Origin of the sequence: Pseudoalteromonas sp. APC 3250, from assembly GCF_030407915.1 — a bacterium.
Lineage (GTDB): Bacteria > Pseudomonadota > Gammaproteobacteria > Enterobacterales > Alteromonadaceae > Pseudoalteromonas > Pseudoalteromonas tetraodonis.
On the sequence record NZ_JASDCM010000002.1, the window covers coordinates 51,878 to 73,551 of the forward strand.

The following is a 21,674-nucleotide window of genomic DNA, read 5'->3' on the forward strand; positions in this document are numbered from 1 at the left end:
GCGTAGGTAAAAGCAGGTAATATGCGCCGCAATTAAATGGCAATATTTAAGGACGACCATGCAAAAATCAACCAAAGAGCTATTACTGGCTATTTTATGCATATTGCTTGCAATGATCACTATTCAGTCTGGGGCTTCACTGGCTAAGCAGCTTTTCCCTATTGTTGGCCCTGAGGGCACAACGGCCTTACGTTTAGGTTTTTCTGCCGCTATTCTTTGTTTAATTTTTAAACCTTGGAGACACTTTCCGGTTGCAAGCCAGCGTTTACCCATCTTAATTTATGGTTTGAGCCTAGGCGGCATGAACATTCTATTTTATTACGCCATTGAACGTATTCCACTGGGTATTGGTGTTGCGCTTGAATTTACCGGGCCACTTGCCGTTGCGTTATTTTCATCAAGACGAAAGCGTGATTTATTTTGGGTTGCTTGCGCAATAACCGGAATATTATTACTGTTACCCGATATGAAAGGCCAAGAAAGTTTAGATCCAATTGGCGTGATTTTAGCTCTAGCAGCGGGTGCGTGTTGGGCAGGTTATATTTTATTTGGTAAAAAAACCGGCAGCCAAAGCTCTGGTGGCGCAACGGTAGCGATGGGCATGACCATTTCAGCTATTGTGCTTGTACCTTATGGTGGCATATCACAAAGTGCCGCATTTACTTGGGATATTATTCCGTTAGGTATTGCTATTGCGGTACTCTCTAGTGCCCTACCTTACACTTTAGAAATGATCACATTGCGGAATATGTCGCCGCAAGGGTTTAGCATTATGATGAGCCTTGAACCCGCTATTGCAGCACTCGCTGGCTTAGTTATTTTAGGTGAACTACTTAGCATTTGGCAGTGGCTTGCTATTTTATTAGTTATTATTGCCTCGGTTGGCAGCTCAACGTCAAACAGTAAAAAGCAGCCCGCTGCTTAATATTTAATTAAATATTAAGCTACCGAGACACACAAAACCCACGCTATTTGCTTGGGTTTTGTAGTTAAGTCATTCACTATTTTATAGGGGATGGCTTGCCATGTGGGCTTGAGCGCAAATATTGCTTTGGTGCCTGCACTTGCGCGCCCAACTCGGCCGCAGCATGCCAAGGCCAATGTGGGTTATATAAAATCCCCCGCGCTAAAGCGACACCATCAGCACGTTCATCACTAATAATACTTTCAGCTTGCTGCGCCTCGGTAATTAAACCCACTGCTATCACTGGCATATTCACAACCTGTTTAATGGCGGTTGCAAACGGCACCTGAAAATTCTTAGCAACAGGTATATCTTGCTCAGGGCTTAAACCCGCAGTGCTTACATGAATAAAGTCACACCCTAACGCGTCAAGCGCTTTTGCCAGTTCAATTGATTGCGGTAAATCCCAACCACCATCTACCCAATCGGTTGCTGAAATACGTACACCCACCGCTTTATTGCTTGGAAATGCCGTTCTTACAGCTTTAAATACGTCGAGTAATAATCGCATTCTATTTTCTAGGCTACCACCGTATTGATCATCACGTTTGTTTGCCAGCGGCGATAAGAACTGGTGTAGCAAATAACCGTGTGCGCCATGTATTTCTATTAAATCAAGGCCCAACTCGTCAGCGCGCTTTGCCGCATTAACAAAGTCACTTATGAGCGAATCTATATCATCTTGGTTCATCGCTTTGGGAATGGGGCTGTTTTCATCATAGGCAATGGCTGATGGCGCAACCGTTTGCCAACCATTGAGGTGATCGGGTATGAGTGCCCCACCGCCATCCCATGGTTTATCGGTTGAAGCTTTACGACCTGCATGGGCTAATTGAATACCAATAGGCATTGGGCTGTATTGTCTTACGGCCGTTAAACTTTTTGCTAATGCAGCTTGGGTAGTATCATCCCATAATCCTAAATCGGCGTAACTAATTCGCCCTTCGGGATTAACGGCCGTCGCTTCTAAAATAAGTAAACCCGCTCCACTTAAACTCAATTGCCCTAAATGAATGGTATGCCAGTCACTTGCAGCGCCATTGTTGGCCGAGTACTGGCACATGGGTGCAATAATAATTCGATTATCTAGGCTTAACTTACCAAGTGACAATGGTGAAAACAGCTTTGACATTATAAATCCTCATATAACTGACTCACAGCCACAGCTAAACTGTGCTGTTGGTGTTATCAATAATTAAACATGTATTTATAAAGGTTATGGGGGGGAATATTCATTTTTATAGTGTTTATAAAAATATAAGTAATGACGTTTTAAACTATTCATTATCCAGTTTTTATCTCTATTAAGCACAATTAATATTTTGGTTAATTTTAAAGCAACGCCTTTGTTTGTTTAATATACAGCGTGAAACACTCAAACTCACTTTTATATTTTTATTCTAAAAAAGTGAATTAAAATTCATATTTTTATTTCAATCACTAAAACACCCTGATACTATTAGCGCTCATTTATAAACACATTTTATTGAACTAGGATCACTTTTTATGTTTAAACCAAGCCTGTTAACCTTGGCTGTATCAAGCGCACTGAGCGGTGTATTATTTAGCAGTAATGCAGTGGCTCAAGAGCAAGTTATTGAAAAGAACAAATCGCTTGAAGTTATTGAGGTTACAGCAACGCGCCGAAGTGGCTCAATTCAAGCTGCGCCTCTTAACATTACCGCGCTCGATGCTGATGTAATGAAAGATCAAAACATCAGTGAGCTGGCCGATGTAGCACGTTGGGTACCGGGCTTAACAATTACAGATCAAGGTGGCCGTGCCGGTTCACCTATTATAGTCCGTGGTTTAAATACTAATTCATCAGGGCCTTCATCAGATGGTGGCACTGTTGCCACTTATATTAATGAAATTCCTGTCTCAGTTGATATGCGTTTAGTTGATGTAGAGCGTGTGGAAGTGCTTATTGGGCCACAAGGCACATTATATGGAGCTGGCACACTTGGTGGCGCTATTCGTTACATGCTTAAAGAGCCAGAGCTTGATTTCACCTCAGGTGAAGTATTTGGTGATGTTTTTCAAACTCAAGAAAGTGATTCGGTCGGTGGTGAAGCGGGCTTTATCTTCAATTTACCATTAATTGAAGACAAACTTGCTGTTCGTACCAGCTTAAATATTTATGAAGACCCAGGGTTTATTGACTACGCCTACACTGTTCGTGAACCAGGTGTATCGATTACCGACCCTGATTGGACAAACCTTGATGCAGTCAACAGCAATCTTAAAAATGTAAAAGACGCCAACGGTGAAACAACCACAACTGGCCGTATTTCATTGCGTTACAAAGCAAATGAGTCATTCGAAGGTACATTAAACTACTTCTATCAAAAGCAAGATACTGAGGGTCGTTCTATTGTTCATCACAACAGCCTTAATGCTAACAATGGCTTAAGTGATCGCATTGGCAAATACGAGTCAGCGTACCGTTATGAAGAGCCACGGATAAAAGAAGACCAATTACTGAGCCTTGAACTTAAAGCCGACTTAGGTTTTGCCGAGCTAGTATCAGCCACCGGTATTTCACAATTTGACGCCAATGGGCAACGCGACCAAACAGACCTTTTAATTCGCTTAGACTATGGCTACGAAGAGTTTCCCTCGTTTTCAGCCTATACCCGTGAAATTGACGAAAAAGACACCTTTACCCAAGAACTGCGTTTAGTCTCACAAAGTGATAGCGATTTAAGCTGGATTGTTGGTGGTTTTTACAACAAAACCGACATCGATGCATCAAGCAGAGAGTACACACCAGGCTTTGATCAGTTCGCGGTTGATAATTTTGGTGGCGCACAACTTAGACCAGACTCTTTAGAATATTTAGAAATTACTGGCAGCAAAGTCACTGAATCAGCGCTTTTTGGTGAAGTGGGTTACCAAGTAACCGATAAACTCGACATTACCATTGGCGCGCGTTTTTACGAATACGATGTTGAGTCAAAAGCGGCTTTTGACTTTCCATTAGCAAATACCTTGTATGAAGGTGCTGCACCTGATGCAATTTCAGTTAATTTTGAAGAAAACAAAGCGGGTGACAACGGTAATCTATTTAAATTTAATGCTAAGTATCAGTTTACTGATACTGTAATGGGATACGCCACTGTTAGCGAAGGCTTTAGAATTGGCGGCTCAAATGGCCTAGTCCCTTGTCCTGTGCCCTTACCTGAGGATCAACAAACAGGCTGTGGTACACCTGATGAAATGCTGTATGAAGCAGATACCACAACTAACTATGAGCTAGGCTTTAAAAGTACCTGGTTTAGAAGCCAACTACACTTTAACGCCGCCCTATTCAATGTTGATTGGGATAACGCACAAATTGCAGGGGCAACAACAGTAGGCCAACTACCGTATTTATCAAATGCAGGTAGCGCTAATGCGAAAGGGATTGAGATTGCCACGCGTGCAATTTTATCAGACTCATTTACTGCCTATGCAACTTATGCCTATACAAAAGCAGAGCTAACCTCAGACGCACCGTATTTATTTAATGCCGATGGCACTGATGGTGCGGTAGATGGCGACCGTTTACCAGGCTCGCCAGAGCATCAGTTCTCTATGGGGATTAACTACCAAACAGAAGTGTTAAATGATAAAACCCTCGATATTAACTACGGTTTAACTGCACAAAGTGATGTAATTTCAAAAGTAGGCCTACGTGACAACGGTGAAGCACTCCCGGGTTATAGCTTAAGTAATATTTCAGCTAAATTAACCGCCGATGCGTGGTCGGCCACTTTATATGTAGATAACTTATTTAATAAATATGCGGTTACCTCTGTTCGTCGCTCAGATGCGGATATTACAACAGCCAATGGCGCAGACATACAACGTAACTATGGTTACTATATTAATCGCCCGCTTACTGTTGGCATTAAATTTAACTATAAGTTTGAAATATAATTAAACGATAAGTTTAAGTACAATAAAAAGGCTCAAATTAATTTTGAGCCTTTTTATTTGTAAGTACATTATTTATAAGAGTATTCATGCAGCCAAACTTAAAGCAACTACACCAAAGCGCTATAAACAACTTAAACCAAGGCAACATTCAGCAAGCGCATAAAGCACTGGTTGAGCTAGTGACACAGCAGCCTGACTTTGCTGATGGCTACTTTTTACTCGCCATGGTTAATTTACAGGTTGGCCAAATTTATAAAGCAATAAAGATAATTGAAAAAGCATTAAGCTTTACTAAGTCTATTGAATATACAGCGCAACTTGCCAAGTGTTACGCCCTTACTGGCGATTTACAAAAAGCGAAAAGCACCGCCCTCGGCGTTAAGCCTGAACATATTAGTAAAGCACTTGATGCCGATACATTAGGCGTGGCACTCACCCAAGCGGGTTTACATCAGCATGCTGCTGACTATTTTAAATGCGCGTTAAGTTTGGCTGAAGCGAGTAATACTGGTCAGCCGCAGTTTTATTATAACTATGGGGTATGTGCTAAATTTTTAGGCCAGTTTGATAAAGCACAGCACGCGTTTGAAAATGCCATTTCACTGAACCCGCTTCATCATCAAAGTCATTTTGCCTTAGCCGATTTAACTAAAGTCACTGAGCAAAACAACCACATAGCGCGATTAAAAAACGTATTTGAACAGGTCAATCATCCTGACGCTAAACTGCATATAGGTCATGCGCTCGCAAAAGAATATCAAGACCTAGGAGAATTTTCAGCAGCCTTTAATGCATTACAACAAGGTAAAGCAGCTAAACTCGCTAATAAGGCGTTTGATAATCAAGCGTCTGAGGCTTTATTTTCACATATAAAACAGCTCAGTGATAAATACAAAAACCAACAAACGGCTGGCAACCAAAGCAGTGAGCCAATTTTTGTGTTAGGCATGCCGCGCTCTGGCACCACCTTAGTTGAGCGCATTTTATCTAGCCACAGCGACGTACAATCGGCGGGCGAACTGCAAGACTTTGGCCTAAGTGTAAAAAAACTTAGCCAAACGCACACGCCTCAAGTACTTGATACAGACACCTTAAGCCAAGCTTACCAGCTTGATTTTGCGAAACTTGGCAGCACTTACCTGGAAGCAACCCGTGTTGTAACCGGCAGTCATAAACACTTTATTGATAAACTACCGTTTAACTTTTTTTATATTGATTTAATTACCAAAGCACTGCCAAACGCGAAAATAATTTGCCTACTTCGCGACCCCATGGACACCTGTATTGGTAACTATCGCCAGCTATTTACTATCAACAACCCGTATTATGCCTACTCGTTAGACTTACTCGACACCGCTAAATTTTACAGCCGCTTTTATAAACTGATGCAGCACTTTAGCGCCCTTCACAGCAATATTAAACTAGTAAAATACGAAGAACTCATCGCCGCACCAGAGCAAAAGATAAAAGAGTTAGTGAGCTATTGCGACTTAGACTGGCAACCACAGTGCCTTGATTTTCATTTAAACACCGCACCGGTTTCAACCGCCAGCAAAATGCAAGTGCGCCAACCGCTTAACAACAAAGCCATAGGCCGCTGGAAAAAATTTAAGCCCCATACCGATGAAGCGCAGGCTTATTTAGTTAAGGAAGGAGTTATAGGTTCAATTAAATAACAAAAAATATTAGGTGGAAGGATAGTTCAGTTTGATTAATTTGAAAGTTAGCGGATGGATATAAATTTTTAGGCTGAATGTATTTGGGGGTTTTTCTCTGTTAACTTACCCTCTTCCACTTAAGGAAAAACCCAACGCTACCATAAAAAACTAACAAAAAGTAATACACCAATTACAACAGCAGCTATAAATAAGTATTTACCAAGCTTAGCATTGTGTTTAAGAGATTCTTGGTGTTTAGCCTTAAGCATAAGTAATTGTGCTTCGTTTAAATCGGAACAATGCGTACATTTATCCAAAAATTCAGAATAATACAGTTCACACCTATCACATCGTTTTTGTTTAGGTTGCTTAGATCTCCATGATATGCTCATCCCTAAAGACATTATAACTTCCACTCGAGAGTACCAGCGTACTCAACCTTAACCAGCCTACCATTTAATAACGCAGGCTTAAATCGCCATAGTTTTAAAGCCCGTAAACCTTCCTTTTCAAATACACCTTTTGGGGCAGATTCAATTACTTCAACTCTTTCTAACGCACCAACTTCATTCACTATTGCTTTGAATTTTATGTAGCCCTCTACGTTATTTTTAGCCGCATCTTCAGGATATTTTGGTTCAATCTTCACAACCCATTTAGCAGGTGAATCTGTTTGCGCATTGATATACACAATACTTGAATTTGCCACTTTATCAGTGCTATTACAACCAGTAAAAGGACTAAAATTATAGTTATGTACTTCAAAGACTACTCCTAAAAATATAGCTCAGTTAAATGTACAACTAGTGGTTAAGTTTACTAAGGTGTGCAGCAGCGCTAAACGAACTTACTAAAATATTCCCAACAAAAAAACGCTTTTCTATAAACGTATAAACCTAGACAAAACATTTCAAAATTTATCTTAAACTTCTTTTGTAGTGTCATTTTTATCACGAACTCTGATCAAGCGGGTTGATATAATAATTAACACACCACAAACTATCCCCAAACCAATGGACTTACTTAATCCCAGTGATCCTAAAACAGGTTTTATCATAAAATAATTAAAAATAACCATAGGTAAAAGCGCAACGAAAAACACTTTTATATTAAAGGTTACTGCAAATGGTTTTTTGCATTGCGGGCACTCTCTTATCTTGCTCCAACTTTGTAACGCTTTAGAAAAAAATCCAATTTTTTCTTCACAATGAGGACATTTATAAAATTGTTCATTCGCCTCAAAGCCATCCTCAACTTCATGACTCGTTGTTGGGTTTACAAGGCGATTATTTAACTCTTTCTTTAGTTCATTTGTTCTTTCAGGATACGCTTCTTGATCGATAGCACGTAATGACTCTTCTAGCTCTGAAATTGAATATTCTGAGTAATTTGGTTCCATACCTGTGTTTTCCTTGTTTAATACAGCCCACTGAAAAAGAGTTAAAGTAATCGTTCAAGAGACGCTAGCCAACTGTTTTTTATATAAATAAAACAAATGTAAAGTCGCTATAAAGGGTGCAATAATAATATACATAAAAATAAATTCTTGTGGTTTCATCGTACTAAATTCAGTCGTTGTTAAAACGACAGGACAAAAACTACAACCTAATAACAATCCAACTATCACAATAATAGGATGCTTTAATACCGTTAAGTTTTTCATCGTTTTTATTAATGAATGGAGTGACCATAAACCATAAGCACCACCCACCAAAAAATAACCCAAAAAAGGGTTTAATGTAAGTGAAAATACAACCCAACCAAATATACTATAAATCAAATAAAGCAATAACGTAGGTACAAAAGCAAAAGCAGTATAAAGAGATATTAGATTTTGTAGTTGAGAGTTACTCATACGTTTTATAAACATCCAAAACTATGTTAAATTGCAGATAATAGCTGGCTAAAGCATCGTGCGATTGCAATATGTCGCTTTTTCAAAATCACTAATATTCATTGCAATGTTAGAAATTTCAGGAAATAAAGTAACAAGCTTACTAACAATTACTCGTGAGAGGTTCGCTTTTTGTTCTGTTGTTCTTCCTTGCATTATATGGGCAAACACATGAATAAAGTCTTCACGCTTATTCCCCACAGAGAAAGTATTAAATGGGTTTATTCTAACTTTTATATCACCTTCGTCAAATAAACCTGTAGCGTGAGCTACAAAATGAATTTGTTCAATAATGTATTCCTCATCATGTTCCCCAAAAACATTTTCAGAACAGTCCATTATAAAATGAGGCATATACTCTCCTTGATATTAATCGCTGATGAAAATAGCTTGACCGCATCTTACTTGTGCATGAGATTCAAATCGATACCTGTCTTAAACACTTTTTTCAATACAACTTATATAAACATTTCGTGAGGGTTTAAAAAAAACATTCTTTTCCAACCCTGAGTCTGTGTTGTAGCTAACCAAGGAATTGGAATTATTGATAAGATTGAGTAATGAATGTGTGGCTGTTTTCCTTGGGCATTACCTGAATCCCCCAAAACACCAATAACTGAGCCAGTCTTAACAACAGTACCCGTTGTAACAGAGTAACTGTCCATATGCGCATAATAGTGAATACGCCATTTAGGCCCTAAAACTGCCACTACATTCCCGCCTTTACTTATTGTGCCCGTATAAATGACTAAGCCTTTACTAGAAGAAAGTGTGGTAGTTCCTTTTTTACCAAATATATCAATTCCCTTATGGACCACAGAGCTTCCCCATGGCTCATACCAAAAAGTATTATGGTTCCAATCGTTGGGTGTCGCACCCTCAACAGGAATAACAATGTCATCTGGTATGATCATACCTATAAGGAAAACTGCGGTAAGTAGAATGAGTATAAACCTTAATTTTTTCAATGAGCTATCCTTGGCACATATTAACTAAAACACTACCAGTTTGGGTGTCAGCGTGGGAACTATTTATACAATGGGCTTTAGTTTATAAAGGGAAGATTTTAATGCCCTAACCAGGCCCAAGTTAATGAAATCCGCTGCCCTAGGCCATCCCTGCATTACTCAGCATATTAATTAAGCTGATATTAAACCGAATTAGGCGCGTTAAATCAACACACTAATTTCGACTATAAGTTAAGTTGAATATGAGCGTCTCAATTAACATAAGCGTTTTGTATTATCGATTGTCTGCAAAGTGCCATAAGCGGACTGTAACAATAAAGTTGTAGAATAACCCCAAAATAAGCTCTTGAAGTTAATGGAGCCCATATAAAAGCCAACTTTTTTATCCTTGTTTAGTTTCTCGTTAGATTTTTACTCACCTACATGTATTTTTAGCAAAGCTTCACTGCCATCTAAGTTTTTAACTAGTAATAGTAATATTTCACCTGTTTCTTTATCCATAAGCTTTTTAGCTTTATCTGCTGGGCAGCCCGGGATTTTGCAACCATCAAGTTCGATAACTAATTGACCAACTTTAACTCCAGCTTTTTCTGCAGGAGATCCAGAATGAACTTCATCAATTTTAAACTCGGTTATTTCAGGACTAAAAAACCCATCAACAGACACACCGACGGCAATCCCAACTTTCCCTTTGGCGAAAGCTACAAATGGAAAAAACAAACAAATTAATAGAACCTTCCTAGTTAAATTCAAAAACCTTACTCCTTTAAAAAATTAACCGCCGTTTTAAGCGGTTTGTAATTATTTGCTAAAATATGAAACGACGTGGAACCGACAAAACTGTTAGAGGCCCGACTTGAAAAACCTTATACACGTATTGCTAATTAGTGAATTTTGTTTCTTAATTTCGTTAGCATTTTTATTTGTTTCTGCAACTGCTAAGTCAATTTTAGCTTTGGTACATTTATCAGACAGCTCTTTACTTACAAGGTAATTCTGATCTTTTTGATACTGAGCCATACCTTCTAAACCGTTATATTGATCTCTATCTTCAAGTATTTTATCTTTTTGGTATGGTGCTGGTTGGGTTGCACCACAAGCTGATAACAAAACGATCAGAGAAATTGGAATTAATTTATTGAACAATACCCTTACTCCATGTGTATAATTTAATAGCACGCGAATAGCGCATTTCTCTGCTATAGGCACGATAATATCTACATAGTTTTACCAAATTACCTAAGATATTACTATCTCTAAGTTTCTATCGCCTACAAAAAAGCTGAGTCAACAATATACGCTTTTCCTCATTTCATGAATATATGAGTAAAAAACAGTTTGACCAATCAATTAACTCTTACATTTAGCCACTCTCAATGTCCGCTTCTCGCTCATACCCGAATTCTTTTGTAGCGAGCTAAGCTTAAAACTCCATAAACACCGGAGTACAACTAATGCACCAGTTAACTATATATCAGCCTAAAGAGCCTTGGAATAAAAATAAGCTTGTAGGACAAAAGTTACCTCTAAAATTACAGCAAATATGGGCTATCCGAATACGACTGGAACTTTTTCATAAAATAAGAGATCTAGCACTATTTAACCTAGCCATAGATAGCAAACTAAGAGGGTGTGATTTAGTTTCACTAAAAGTTAATGACATTGCACATGGTAAAGCAATCCAATCACGGGCAATAGTCGTTCAAAAAAAGACTGGTATGCCTGTTCAATTTGAAATTACTGGAAATACAAGGAAATCAATTGTGGCGCTCATAGAGCAATTTACTCTCAATTCTTATGATTACTTGTTTAAGTCACGAATTCATTCCTCTGAACACCTTTCAACCCGTCAATATGGACGTATAGTTGACTCTTGGGTCACCTCAATTGGGTTAGATAAGACTCAATATGGCACTCATTCAATGAGACGTACCAAACCATCACTAATTTACAAAAAAACTAAAAATTTAAGAGCCTGTCAGCTTCTACTTGGCCATAGAAAACTAGAGAGCACTGTCAGGTACTTGGGAATAGAAGTTGATGATGCGTTAGAAGTATCAGAACAGATCGATGCTTAAATTTGAACCTAAGCCAGACTCGAAGTTAGAGTCTGGCACGTGCCATAATCCGACCTTGAGACACATAGAGATTAAGACTGCAAAGATACGAAAGCGGAAGTTAGCTTTGGCCTGTTTAACGACAAATATTCCGACAAAGCAGTCATGACTATTAGTTTATTGTTAAATCTAATCTTTCTTTTCGTTCATCTACTCAATAACCCCACGCTAAACGTGACTTTAGCGTGGGGTTAGAGTTCACAGTAATTTTATCTGGATAGCTCTTTTATTTTTTTCTCTGAAAACCAGCGATATAAAACAGGTAAAACAAATAATGTTAACAGTGTTGCAGTTACCAAGCCGCCAACAATAACACTCGCTAATGGGCGCTGTATTTCTGCACCAACACCATTAGACATTAACATCGGTATCAAACCTAAAGCTGATGTTATAGCAGTCATAAGTACAGGTCTTAATCTTGAAGTAGCGCCTTCAAAAACGGCTTTAGATGCTTCTAGACCGTCTTTAATACGTTGGTTGATACTTTCTACCATAACGACCCCATTCAATACCGCTACACCAAATAAGGTAATAAAGCCAACGGAGCTTGGTACAGACAAGTATTGTCCAGATAAATATAAGGAGAAAACTCCGCCAATTACAGCAAGCGGCACGTTGACCAATATCAGCATAGCTTGACCAACAGAACCAAAGGCAAAGTAAAGTAGTAGTGCGATTAGTGCTAACGATAAAGGTACAACTATAGCTAACCTATTTTGAGCACGTTTTTGACTTTCGAACTGGCCGCCAATCGAAACAGAATAACCTGAAGGTAAGTCAACCTTTTCAGCAATTACCGTTCTGATATCGGCAACCACGCTTCCCATATCTCGATTTTGTACATTTGCTTGGATAACGACTCTTCGTTGTACATCATCGCGTCTAACTTGTGGTGGGCCTGACTCAAATGAGACTGAGGCTACGTCACCCAGCCGCACCCAAGCACCAGTAGGTGATTGAAGCCGAATATCAGCAATAGCTTCTTTGTTACTTCGGTACTCTTCCTCTATGCGAACGTAAATATCATAACGTTCATTACCATTGATTATTTGTCCGGCTTCAACACCACCAATACCATCACGCACAACCTCCATTATGTCACTCACAGACAATCCAAAGCGTGATAGTTCTTGCCTGTTAGGACTTATCACCAATTGCGCTTCACCAGCAATTTGCTCCAATGCAACATCCCTTGCACCTTCAATGTTTTTAATTGCTGTTTCTATTTCTTGACCTTTAGCCGCCAGTACCTCAAGTTCAGGCCCAAACAACTTTATCGCCAACTGAGCCTTAACACCAGATAGTAGCTCATCGACACGAGTCGCAATAGGTTGAGAAAAGTTGAGTAGCAACCCAGGGAATTCTTCTAAAGATCTCTCCATTTTTCCTTGAAGTTCATATCGATTAGATGCACTGGTCCACTCAGAAACAGGCTTCAACCCTATGTAAATTTCGATGTTATTCACAGGCTCTGGGTCTCCACCTATTTCTGCTCGACCAATTCGGCTTAATGCATAGGTTACTTCAGGGAAAGCCATTAGTTTTTCTTCTAGAATTGGTGCCACAGTGAGCGCGGTATCTAAACTGGAAGAAGGTGCAAGCGTTGCTCTTAAGTTTATCGTCCCTTCTTCTAACTCAGGTACAAATTCAGTACCAATTAATGGAACTAATGCAAAGGCAGAGAAAACTAATATAAGTGCGGCTGAAATGACTAATTTGGTGCGTTTTAGTGCGAATGTAAGCCCTTTTCTGTAGAGTTTGTCTAATGGCCTAAGAACAAAGCTTTCCCTCTCTTTTACACCTGACTTAAATAAATAAGTAGCTAAAGCGGGTACAACAAACAACGCAACCACAATAGCAGATATAACAGCTAAAATGATGCTTATTGCCATAGGTTGAAATAACTTTGCCTCAACACCTTCAAAGCTAAATAAAGGCGTAAATACGACTAAAATAATAGAAGCTGCAAAAAATACGGGACGAGCCACTTCTTTACCCGCATTTTGAAGACGTAACTTAATACCATGCTCATCTTGTTCTACATCATGTGGATCAGTATCAGCACTAGGCACTCTTTCTTTTACAGTTTTTAAATGGGTAGAGTCTGGTCTATTTAAATGCTTAAACATGTTTTCAACCATCACGACTGAACCATCAACTAGCATACCAATGGCTACGGCAATGCCACCCAATGACATAAGGTTTGCAGAAATGCCCCACCAAGCCATGATCATTAACGCGATACCAATTGAAATTGGAATAGATATTAGGACAAGGAAGGTTGCACGTATATTCATTAAAAATAGTGCTAATACAATACAGATGAAAATAAATGCTAGTAATAGTGCATCAACTACTGTATCAACGGCTTTTTCAATCAAATCAGCCTGATCATAAAATGGTTCAAAGCGAACACCTTTAGGCAATGCTTGATTAATCAATGGGATTCTTGCATTGATACCATCAATGGTGGCTTTAGTATTAGACCCCATGCGTTTTAAGACAATGCCAGAGACAACTTCACCTAAATTTTCGACTTTACCGTCTTCGGTTTTGCGCGTCATTGTGACAGCACCTTGACGAATTTCACTGCCCATTTCAACTTTAGCAATATCCGAAACCGTCACAACTGTCCCATCAACTGTTTTGACGGGAACTTGTTTGATATTACTAATACCAGCGTCACCACTTTCAAACCAACCTGCACCTCTAATAACAAGCTGCTCTTGCCCACGGTTCATATACCATCCGCCAACATTGGCATTGTTGTTATCTAGGGCACCAACAACGTCTTCTTGCGTTAGGTTATAAGAAAGAAGCTTAGATGGATCTACATTTACTTGGTACTGCCTAACAATACCTCCAAAGGAGAGTACATCAGTAACACCATCGACAGGCATAACGAGTAATTTTACTACCCAATCATTGAGACTCCTGAGTGCCATAGCATCATAGCCTGCATCTTTATCTGAAATAAGAAGGTACTGAAATACTTGGCCTAGCCCTGAGGTGTTTGGCCCCATTTCGGGTGTGCCGACACCTTCTGGTATCAGTTCTTTTGCGGCTTGAAGACGCTCAAATACAAGTTGTCTTGCAAAGTAAATGTCGGTGCCTTCTTTGAAAACAACCGTGACGCCAGACAAGCCTGTTTTAGAAATTGAGCGCACTTGTTCTACATCAGGTAAGGCATACATGACCGCTTCAATGGGGTACGTAATGAGTTGTTCAACTTCTTCAGCAGCTAGTCCTGGCGCTTCAGTATTTACAGCAACTTGAACATTAGTAACATCAGGAAAGGCATCTAAATTTAGTTTTGGTATAACCATAATTGCGCCGACAATTGTGGCAAACAGCGCAATCAAAATCAGGAGTCTATTATTAACAGACCAATCTATTATTTTATTAAACATAGTCTTGCTCCTTAGTGGTTATGCGGATCAAATCCGCCTTTAGCGATTTCAGAAGCAACAAAAAATGCGCCTTTGGTTACAATTCGCGTCCCACTATCAAGGCCAATGATTTCCCTAAAATCACCTAAGGCTCGGCCTAGTTCTACTTCTACAGCTTTAAATTCTCCAGGGTGGTCTTCGACAAATACGGTCCAATCACCATCTACGCTGCGGATCAATGCTTCTTCTGGCACAGCCATCACTTTCTGCTTTGTGGCAAACTGAAAGTAAACTTTTACAAACATACCTGAATGAAGGTTATCATCAGCATTCTGTACCCCCAATCTAATAATTCTTGTACGAGTTACGGGATCAATTGTATGGGCTTCTTGGATAACTTTGGCATTGTAACTCTGGCCTTCTAATTTAAGTACCGCAGGAGAATCAATTGATAAATTTAGCTTTTTATTTGGAGAAACTTTTGCTTCAACCCATAGTTGTTTTTCATCAGCTAACAACATGACTGAATCCCCAGCATCAACACGTTGCCCTTGGATAAAGTCGTCTTGAAGCACGACACCTTCACGGTGCGCCGTTAATGCATATTGTCCAAATGCTTTAATGTCTTTGTTAGAAATACCATTTATTGCTTTTTCAGTTAACCCTAAAGCAATGAGCTTGCCATAGCTCGCATTGTATGTTGTTTCAGCTTGTAATAATCGACTTTCACTCACCGTCTTATTACCCAGCTTTTTTACACGTTGCCATTCGGTTGAAGCGATTAAATAGTCAGCTTGTGCTTGTGCCATTGCTTCACTAAATAATGTAACTAACTTCTGACCTATTTCTACATACTCGCCAAGCGCTGCATGGCGACTGATAATGACTGACTCTGTACGTGGTGATACCACATAACTTTTATAGCCATTAGCTTTTATTTCGCCAGGTGCATATACGGAGCTAAATTGATATTCAGGCTTAACACTTTCCACTTTAATGTTAGCAAGCGACATCTTCTTTGGATCAATAGTGATACCTTCTTCATGTCCTTCTTCTCCCTCTTTATTACCACCTTCATGGCCGTGCTCGTCATGGTCACCTTTATCTTCTTCATGTCCCTTTTCGTGTTCATGCTCATCTTGATGTTCTTTTTCTTCTTGTTTCGAAACGTTTGTGACAGAACCAGTTCCATCTGACGACTGTGCAAAAGCATCATGATTTGTAGTAAACCCAACTAACAGGCAGCTAATTACTACGGCTAAAAATTTTTTACTAATTACTGTATTCATTTTTGTAACCTATATTTTTAATAAATTTAAGATTTCGTTTTTCGCTACTGAAAAAACAAAGCGCTCAAATCTCAAATTTGGATAACTGACCCATACTTAAAATGAAGGATATTTCTGCAAGCTTGAATTGATTTTCCAAACGTATTCCTGCATGAAGCCCTTCCGCACGTTGATTTAATGCAAGTAAGTAGTCAGAAGTATTAATGTCACCAGCTTCCCAGCGCTTATTTAATAAGTTTTCGCTGCTATCTAATCTGCCTTTTGTCAGTTTTTGCCATTGCTCATAATATTTTTTACTGACAATAAGCGATTCATAATTAGCTTTTGCTTCAAATGACTGCTTTCGATAAACCGACCGAAAGTTAGCCTCTGCTGCAATTGCTTCTGAATAAGCGGCTTTAACAGTATCTGAATAGTTATTTCTGATATTTAAAGGCATTGAGAAAGTCACGCCAATCAAGTCTTCATCTCCACTTTTCCCTGCGTTAACTCCAATGGTTGGATTGGCTTTAGATTCCATAGTGGTTAGTTGAGCTTTAGATTGTTTTATCTTCCATTGCGCTCTAGCGAGTTTAACTTTTGGATGTTCCTCAACCCACTGAGAGTTAAATGAATAGTTTGTTGCTCCAAAAGTAAATGAAAACAAATTGGTAGTATTAGGCGTCCAATCAGGCAATAACTCCTGAACATTTACCTCTGCATTTTTCAAAGCAATTTGCGACTCAGATATTTCACTGAAAACTTGGGACAAGTTTAAATAAACCAGTTCAGCGTCAAGTGGCTCTAAAAGTCCTGCTTTTCGCTTATCTTCAATAATTCCAACGAGCGTTTGTAATTGATTTTCTCTTACTGAAAGTAACTGAGCCACCTTTTTTGCTGCTTGCCAATTAACTATTGCAGTTAAAGCGTTAGCCTTTTTAGAATCGAGTAGAGATAACAATTGTTGCTGGTTTGCATAAACACCAATTTCACCAATGCTTTTATTTGCTGATTGCTTATCCCAAAAATCAATCGTTTGACTGATACCAATAGAATAATTATCAAAATCACCCTCTTTTTCATAGCTTGCTTCAAGCTCTGGGTTATATACGGCTTTAGTTAAGCTCTTGGCTCTATGATTACTTGCATTAAGTAACTCTTTAGCCGCAACAACTTCGGGATCTTTATTTATTTGACTATCTAGCCATGAAATACTTTTCTGTTTGGCATAAGTGGCAACTGAAAAACTCACAGCCATACATAAAGACAGGACTAAACCTGCATTTTTTAAATATATATACATAAAAATTCTTAATTTTAAAATTAATAAACACGAAACCTTTATCCATTATTAAAGGATAAATAGGTCATTAAAAATTAATCTAATTAAGAAATGGGCGGACGAAGTATCGCTTCAAGAAAGGTACTTGTTTGATCAATTTGATAAGGCGTTTTATTGATAATGTTTAGTTTGCCCGTGGTATTTGAATTACTGACTAAAATCCAAGATAAGTGGCTGCCACTGCAATGTCCGCAGTGATGACAATCTTTTTCATTATGCTGCTCATCACCTACATTATCATTTGAGACATTTCGATCATCTGCATGATCATGTTGAATTTGAAGGTGCTCTATATCTATTTGGTGATTCTCAGGTGTTGCGGATACAACAGCAGTTAACGATTGCAAAACAATCGAAACGACTAATAGTATTTTTAACGCAACATTGAATTTCAAAATAAACACCTACTTAAATATGAAAAATTATAATATCAAAAAAAGGTTTTCTAAACTAGCCATGCGCATGTTTTTCATGCTCGTCACGGCAAGTTTCTTGAGGAAACTCAAACTCAATGGTTGTATGAGATAAATTATAAGAAGAAAGTTCCTTAGCCACTTGTTGTTTTAGCCTAATTAATTTATCAACCTCAAAGTTATGGGCTAACTCTAGGTGAGCAGTTAATACGTGACTTTCCCCGTCTAATGACCAAAAGTGCATATGATGAATCCCATTAATTTCAGGTATAGCCTTTATCGCTTTTTCAATATTATTCTGCACTTCTTCATCAGGTGTAGCTTGAAGAAATAGTGCCAATGTTGTTTTCAGGTTTTTCAAAACGTTAAACAATATAAACAGTGTAAAGCCTATAGAAAGCAAAGGATCTAATATTGGTAGATCTACAAAAAGCAGCACGATAGAAACAATTAGGACTGCAACCCAGCCAAGTACGTCTTCAAGCAAATGCCACGTAAGTACTTTTTCGTTCAGCGTTTTACCCGCTTTTAGTTTAAATACTGCATACCCATTAACAGCAACCCCAAGTAATGCAAGACCCAACATTCCTTCAGCCATTGGCATTTCAGGATTAGATAATCTTGGTATTGCTTCAAATAGCACCCAGACAGAACCAATAACTAATACAATACTGTTAATTAATGCGCCAAACAGGGTAAGACGACGATAGCCATAGCTAAATCTATCGGATGCTTCTTTATCCGAGAAACGACTCAGTATCCAAGCGAATCCTATAGATAAACTGTCACCCAGGTCATGTACAGCATCAGCCATAATAGCGGTACTGTTGGTTAGCCAACCACCAATAAATTCGATAATAGTAAATGAAACATTAAGGAAAAATGTCCAACCTATACGGTCGTCTTTTCCATGCGAATGGCTATGGCTATGATTGTGCATTTTCCACCTCAAGAACTTTTAAATTTCTTACATTGACTACGTTAAAATTGATAAAGTGACGGATCACTCGTTGATACATCCAACGTTTGATTCCTGATAAGTTAGTTCCTTTTTCGAGATAAAACTCATCAGGGGAATTATAAACACCAAAATCATCATGAATACCTTCTTTTTGTATATAGGTATCTTGACCACGCCAATCTGTATCTGGCGAAGAGAAACACTTTGTTGCAACACCATAACCACAAAATTCGTTTTTTATTTGACTAAATTTGTGCTGTAGTGAACTTAAATATTGTTCATCTAATATAAAGCCTTCTAAGTTTATCCAACGATCCTTGAAATAAACTTCAATCCAACTATGAATGATATATTTAGGTGCTAACCAAAATACATAAGTTGGAATAGCTCCTTTTTGTAATCGCTGCTCAATAGTAAAGCCGTGAAAACGACATTGAATACCTAATCCTCGTAACAAAGCCATCAGCAAGTTACCCTTGGTATTGCATTGTCCGTAACCATCGGCTAAAACACTGCTTGCTGAAATATCATCACTCTCATTGTAACCAAATAATATTTCATCTTTAACAAATTGGTAGGCTGCACCAATTTTGTTGAAGTCATCGAGTTCTTGCCAATTACGCTCAGAAATTAATGATTGAATTGTAGAGTGTTCAAAATTTACTATCTTGGTTTTTTCTAGATATTTGCTATTCATTGATGTTTCCTTACTTTGAACAACCAAAGGTTGATTGTTTATCTTCATTTGGTGTTTAACGTGTTTTCTCAGCAACAGCTAATTCTTGTTTAGCATCGCTTAGTATTCGGTAAGCGCCTCGAAGAATTAACATTGAAATGATGCTACCAATGACGATATCAGGCCAACGCTGTTTCAGCACCATAACGAGTATGCCTGCGATAACGACACCAAGATTTGCAATTACATCATTCGCTGAAAATATCCAGCTAGCTCTCATATGTACTTCATCGTTGTTGTGCTTTCGAATAAGGATGAGACAAATCACATTTGCAACTAAAGCAACCATGCCTACGCCAATCATAAACCAAGAGTGAGGCTCACTTTCACCATACAGCCTTCTAGCAATATCCATTAGAATTAGCACGCCTAACCCCAGTTGGAAATAGCCACTCACTAAAGCAGCATTAGCCTTATGTTGGATTGACTTTCCCACCGCGTATAGTGCAATTGCATAGACGATTGCATCCGCTAGCATGTCTAACGAATCTGCAATTAAAGCCGTTGATTCTGATAACCAACCAAAGCCAATTTCAAAAACAAACATCGAGGCATTGATAGCCAGAAGCCAATAAAGCACCGTTTTTTGCTGGTTATCTTTTAGCTCAACTTCACACCCACAATCGCTCATTTTCATCTCCGATTAACTTGTATGCTCTAACTATACATCCTATAGTGACTATAGGGTCAAGTTTATTTGGAAATTTTATGAAAATTGGTGAGTTATCGAAAACATCGGGGTATTCAGTACAAACCATCCGATATTATGAAAAGGAGGGCTTGCTGTCAGATCCTGATCGCACTGAAGGGAATTTCAGGTTGTATTCTAATAAGGCATTTAAAGAGCTAGAGTTCGTAAAGCATTGTCGAAGTTTAGATATTCCGCTTAATGATATTAAGCGACTCATTGAATTAAAAAACAAGCCAGAGGAGAGTTGCTCTAGTGTAAATGCATTAATTGATCGGCAACTAACTTTAGTTAATCAACGAATGAAGGAATTGAATGCACTCAAAAAAGAGTTAAAACTAATGGCAAGCTCTTGCGGGTCTGACGGTACAATTGAAGTCTGTGGCATTATCAAGTCATTAGATAGTTGAACTAAATATAACTTTAGATTAGTAGTATTCACAAAGGCAATAATGAAAACCATTGGCAAATTAGCACAATCATTAAATTTAAATGTAGAAACCATTCGTTTTTATGAACGAGAAGGACTGATTACACAACCTGAAAAACCAATATCTGGTTATAGACAATATGACGAATCAATAGCAGGACAACTTAGGTTTATCACAAAAGCCAAAGCGCTCGGCTTTACGTTAAGAGAAATAAAATCGCTAATGTCTATGGACAGCAACTGCGCTCAAGTTGAGCTATTAAACCGACAAAAGTTAGCAATCATTCGAGACAAAATTAATGACCTTCAACGTTTAGAGAAAGTAATTGTGGGTATGACAAATACCTGTATGCAAAACGAAGATCCAACACATTGCCCCATAATTGACTCATTAAAATGATTGACTCCGTACTTGTATACGGAGTTTAGAATGATGGTAATATCAACCAATAGACTTTCAAATGATAAATAAAATATTAGACAGAGTAGGCTCTAGTGGCGTTTGGCTAGCGGCACGGCCTGCCTCCCTGCATTAAGGTCACTTGCATCGGCATTAGGACTAGGCTTCTTCTCTCACTTCGAAGGAATAGCTGTAAATACGCTTTTACCTATTTTTGCATCTTTGGAACTATTGGTAAACTTATACAACTGGCACAAAAATAAAAACCATACCAGAGCTGTCTTCAGCATTCTAGGGCCTGTAGCAGTGCTATTAACGCTTTATCCTCTTTGGCTATATGATTGGAGCACATACCTATTTTACTTTGGTATTTGCTTAATGGTCGTTATGTCGGTTTTGGATATCGTAAAACCAGTAAGGGAGCAAACATGCAACGTATGGCTAATTGCCGTCGTTGAAACGATTAACGGTCAATGTCTGCTTTTCGCTCACAGCCGAACTTCGTAAAAGTGCCATGAGCGGAAG

General features: G+C 38.6%; 22 protein-coding genes. 7 read left to right on the forward strand and 15 right to left on the reverse strand.

Annotated features, from left to right (window positions below):
- The first annotated feature begins 58 nt into the window (after positions 1–58).
- Complete coding sequence (locus QL986_RS02690) at positions 59–925, forward strand: DMT family transporter (RefSeq protein WP_058155863.1); 867 nt, start codon at positions 59–61, stop codon at positions 923–925.
- Between the two features lie 76 nt (positions 926–1,001).
- On the opposite strand, the gene QL986_RS02695 is transcribed toward QL986_RS02690, so the two are convergent.
- Positions 1,002–2,096, reverse strand: a complete 1,095-nt coding sequence (locus QL986_RS02695) for an NADH:flavin oxidoreductase/NADH oxidase (RefSeq protein WP_290191117.1) — start codon at positions 2,094–2,096, stop codon at positions 1,002–1,004.
- Between the two features lie 374 nt (positions 2,097–2,470).
- On the opposite strand from QL986_RS02695, the gene QL986_RS02700 reads away from it, so the two are divergent.
- Positions 2,471–4,885: a TonB-dependent receptor gene (locus tag QL986_RS02700; protein WP_290191118.1), complete on the forward strand. Its 2,415-nt coding sequence runs from the start codon at positions 2,471–2,473 to the stop codon at positions 4,883–4,885.
- 86 nt (positions 4,886–4,971) lie between these two features.
- Positions 4,972–6,561, forward strand: coding sequence for a tetratricopeptide repeat-containing sulfotransferase family protein (locus QL986_RS02705; RefSeq protein ID WP_290191119.1), 1,590 nt, complete (start codon positions 4,972–4,974; stop codon positions 6,559–6,561).
- 385 nt (positions 6,562–6,946) lie between these two features.
- Here QL986_RS02705 and QL986_RS02710 read toward each other — a convergent pair whose 3' ends face one another.
- The 7 genes from QL986_RS02710 to QL986_RS02740 form a co-directional block, all read right to left on the reverse strand.
- Complete coding sequence (locus tag QL986_RS02710; protein ID WP_290191120.1) at positions 6,947–7,252, reverse strand: energy transducer TonB; 306 nt, start codon at positions 7,250–7,252, stop codon at positions 6,947–6,949.
- A gap of 213 nt (positions 7,253–7,465) precedes the next feature.
- Entirely contained in the window at positions 7,466–7,942 is a 477-nt protein-coding gene (locus tag QL986_RS02715; protein ID WP_290191121.1) for a hypothetical protein, read from the reverse strand.
- A 54-nt stretch (positions 7,943–7,996) separates the two neighbouring features.
- Positions 7,997–8,398, reverse strand: a complete 402-nt coding sequence (locus QL986_RS02720) for a hypothetical protein (RefSeq protein WP_290191122.1) — start codon at positions 8,396–8,398, stop codon at positions 7,997–7,999.
- A gap of 48 nt (positions 8,399–8,446) precedes the next feature.
- Positions 8,447–8,791: a 5-carboxymethyl-2-hydroxymuconate Delta-isomerase gene (locus QL986_RS02725; RefSeq protein ID WP_290191123.1), complete on the reverse strand. Its 345-nt coding sequence runs from the start codon at positions 8,789–8,791 to the stop codon at positions 8,447–8,449.
- A 104-nt stretch (positions 8,792–8,895) separates the two neighbouring features.
- Complete coding sequence (locus tag QL986_RS02730; protein ID WP_290191124.1) at positions 8,896–9,351, reverse strand: M23 family metallopeptidase; 456 nt, start codon at positions 9,349–9,351, stop codon at positions 8,896–8,898.
- Positions 9,352–9,816: 465 nt separating this feature from the next.
- Positions 9,817–10,158, reverse strand: coding sequence for a PDZ domain-containing protein (locus QL986_RS02735; RefSeq protein WP_051385864.1), 342 nt, complete (start codon positions 10,156–10,158; stop codon positions 9,817–9,819).
- Positions 10,159–10,248: 90 nt separating this feature from the next.
- Positions 10,249–10,551, reverse strand: coding sequence for a hypothetical protein (locus QL986_RS02740; RefSeq protein WP_024601566.1), 303 nt, complete (start codon positions 10,549–10,551; stop codon positions 10,249–10,251).
- 308 nt (positions 10,552–10,859) lie between these two features.
- Here QL986_RS02740 and QL986_RS02745 point away from each other — a divergent pair, with 308 nt between their 5' ends.
- Positions 10,860–11,483 (forward strand): tyrosine-type recombinase/integrase, encoded by a 624-nt coding sequence (locus QL986_RS02745; protein WP_004589486.1) that lies wholly within the window; start codon positions 10,860–10,862, stop codon positions 11,481–11,483.
- A 248-nt stretch (positions 11,484–11,731) separates the two neighbouring features.
- Here QL986_RS02745 and QL986_RS02750 read toward each other — a convergent pair whose 3' ends face one another.
- The 7 genes from QL986_RS02750 to QL986_RS02780 all read right to left on the reverse strand — a co-directional run bounded on the left by QL986_RS02750 (position 11,732) and on the right by QL986_RS02780 (position 20,262).
- Entirely contained in the window at positions 11,732–14,932 is a 3,201-nt protein-coding gene (locus QL986_RS02750; RefSeq protein ID WP_004588883.1) for a CusA/CzcA family heavy metal efflux RND transporter, read from the reverse strand.
- Between the two features lie 11 nt (positions 14,933–14,943).
- On the reverse strand, positions 14,944–16,200 hold the full coding sequence (locus QL986_RS02755; protein WP_290191125.1) for an efflux RND transporter periplasmic adaptor subunit: 1,257 nt from the start codon (positions 16,198–16,200) through the stop codon (positions 14,944–14,946).
- A gap of 64 nt (positions 16,201–16,264) precedes the next feature.
- On the reverse strand, positions 16,265–17,482 hold the full coding sequence (locus tag QL986_RS02760; RefSeq protein ID WP_008468875.1) for a TolC family protein: 1,218 nt from the start codon (positions 17,480–17,482) through the stop codon (positions 16,265–16,267).
- An 83-nt stretch (positions 17,483–17,565) separates the two neighbouring features.
- Positions 17,566–17,916 (reverse strand): hypothetical protein, encoded by a 351-nt coding sequence (locus tag QL986_RS02765; RefSeq protein ID WP_004588885.1) that lies wholly within the window; start codon positions 17,914–17,916, stop codon positions 17,566–17,568.
- A 55-nt stretch (positions 17,917–17,971) separates the two neighbouring features.
- A complete protein-coding gene (locus tag QL986_RS02770; protein WP_004588886.1) occupies positions 17,972–18,874 on the reverse strand; it encodes a cation diffusion facilitator family transporter in 903 nt (300 codons plus the stop codon).
- Positions 18,861–19,592 (reverse strand): transglutaminase family protein, encoded by a 732-nt coding sequence (locus QL986_RS02775; protein ID WP_004588887.1) that lies wholly within the window; start codon positions 19,590–19,592, stop codon positions 18,861–18,863. Before QL986_RS02775 ends, QL986_RS02770 begins: the two co-directional genes overlap by 14 nt.
- 55 nt (positions 19,593–19,647) lie before the next feature.
- Entirely contained in the window at positions 19,648–20,262 is a 615-nt protein-coding gene (locus QL986_RS02780) for a cation transporter (RefSeq protein WP_004588888.1), read from the reverse strand.
- A gap of 77 nt (positions 20,263–20,339) precedes the next feature.
- Here QL986_RS02780 and QL986_RS02785 point away from each other — a divergent pair, with 77 nt between their 5' ends.
- The 3 genes from QL986_RS02785 to QL986_RS02795 all read left to right on the forward strand — a co-directional run bounded on the left by QL986_RS02785 (position 20,340) and on the right by QL986_RS02795 (position 21,656).
- Positions 20,340–20,729 (forward strand): Cd(II)/Pb(II)-responsive transcriptional regulator, encoded by a 390-nt coding sequence (locus QL986_RS02785; protein WP_004588889.1) that lies wholly within the window; start codon positions 20,340–20,342, stop codon positions 20,727–20,729.
- Between the two features lie 42 nt (positions 20,730–20,771).
- Complete coding sequence (locus QL986_RS02790) at positions 20,772–21,149, forward strand: MerR family transcriptional regulator (protein ID WP_004588890.1); 378 nt, start codon at positions 20,772–20,774, stop codon at positions 21,147–21,149.
- Between the two features lie 102 nt (positions 21,150–21,251).
- Positions 21,252–21,656 carry a MerC family mercury resistance protein gene (locus tag QL986_RS02795; RefSeq protein WP_290191126.1) on the forward strand — a complete coding sequence of 135 codons (405 nt, stop codon included), beginning with the start codon at positions 21,252–21,254 and terminating at the stop codon, positions 21,654–21,656.
- Positions 21,657–21,674: the final 18 nt, after the last annotated feature.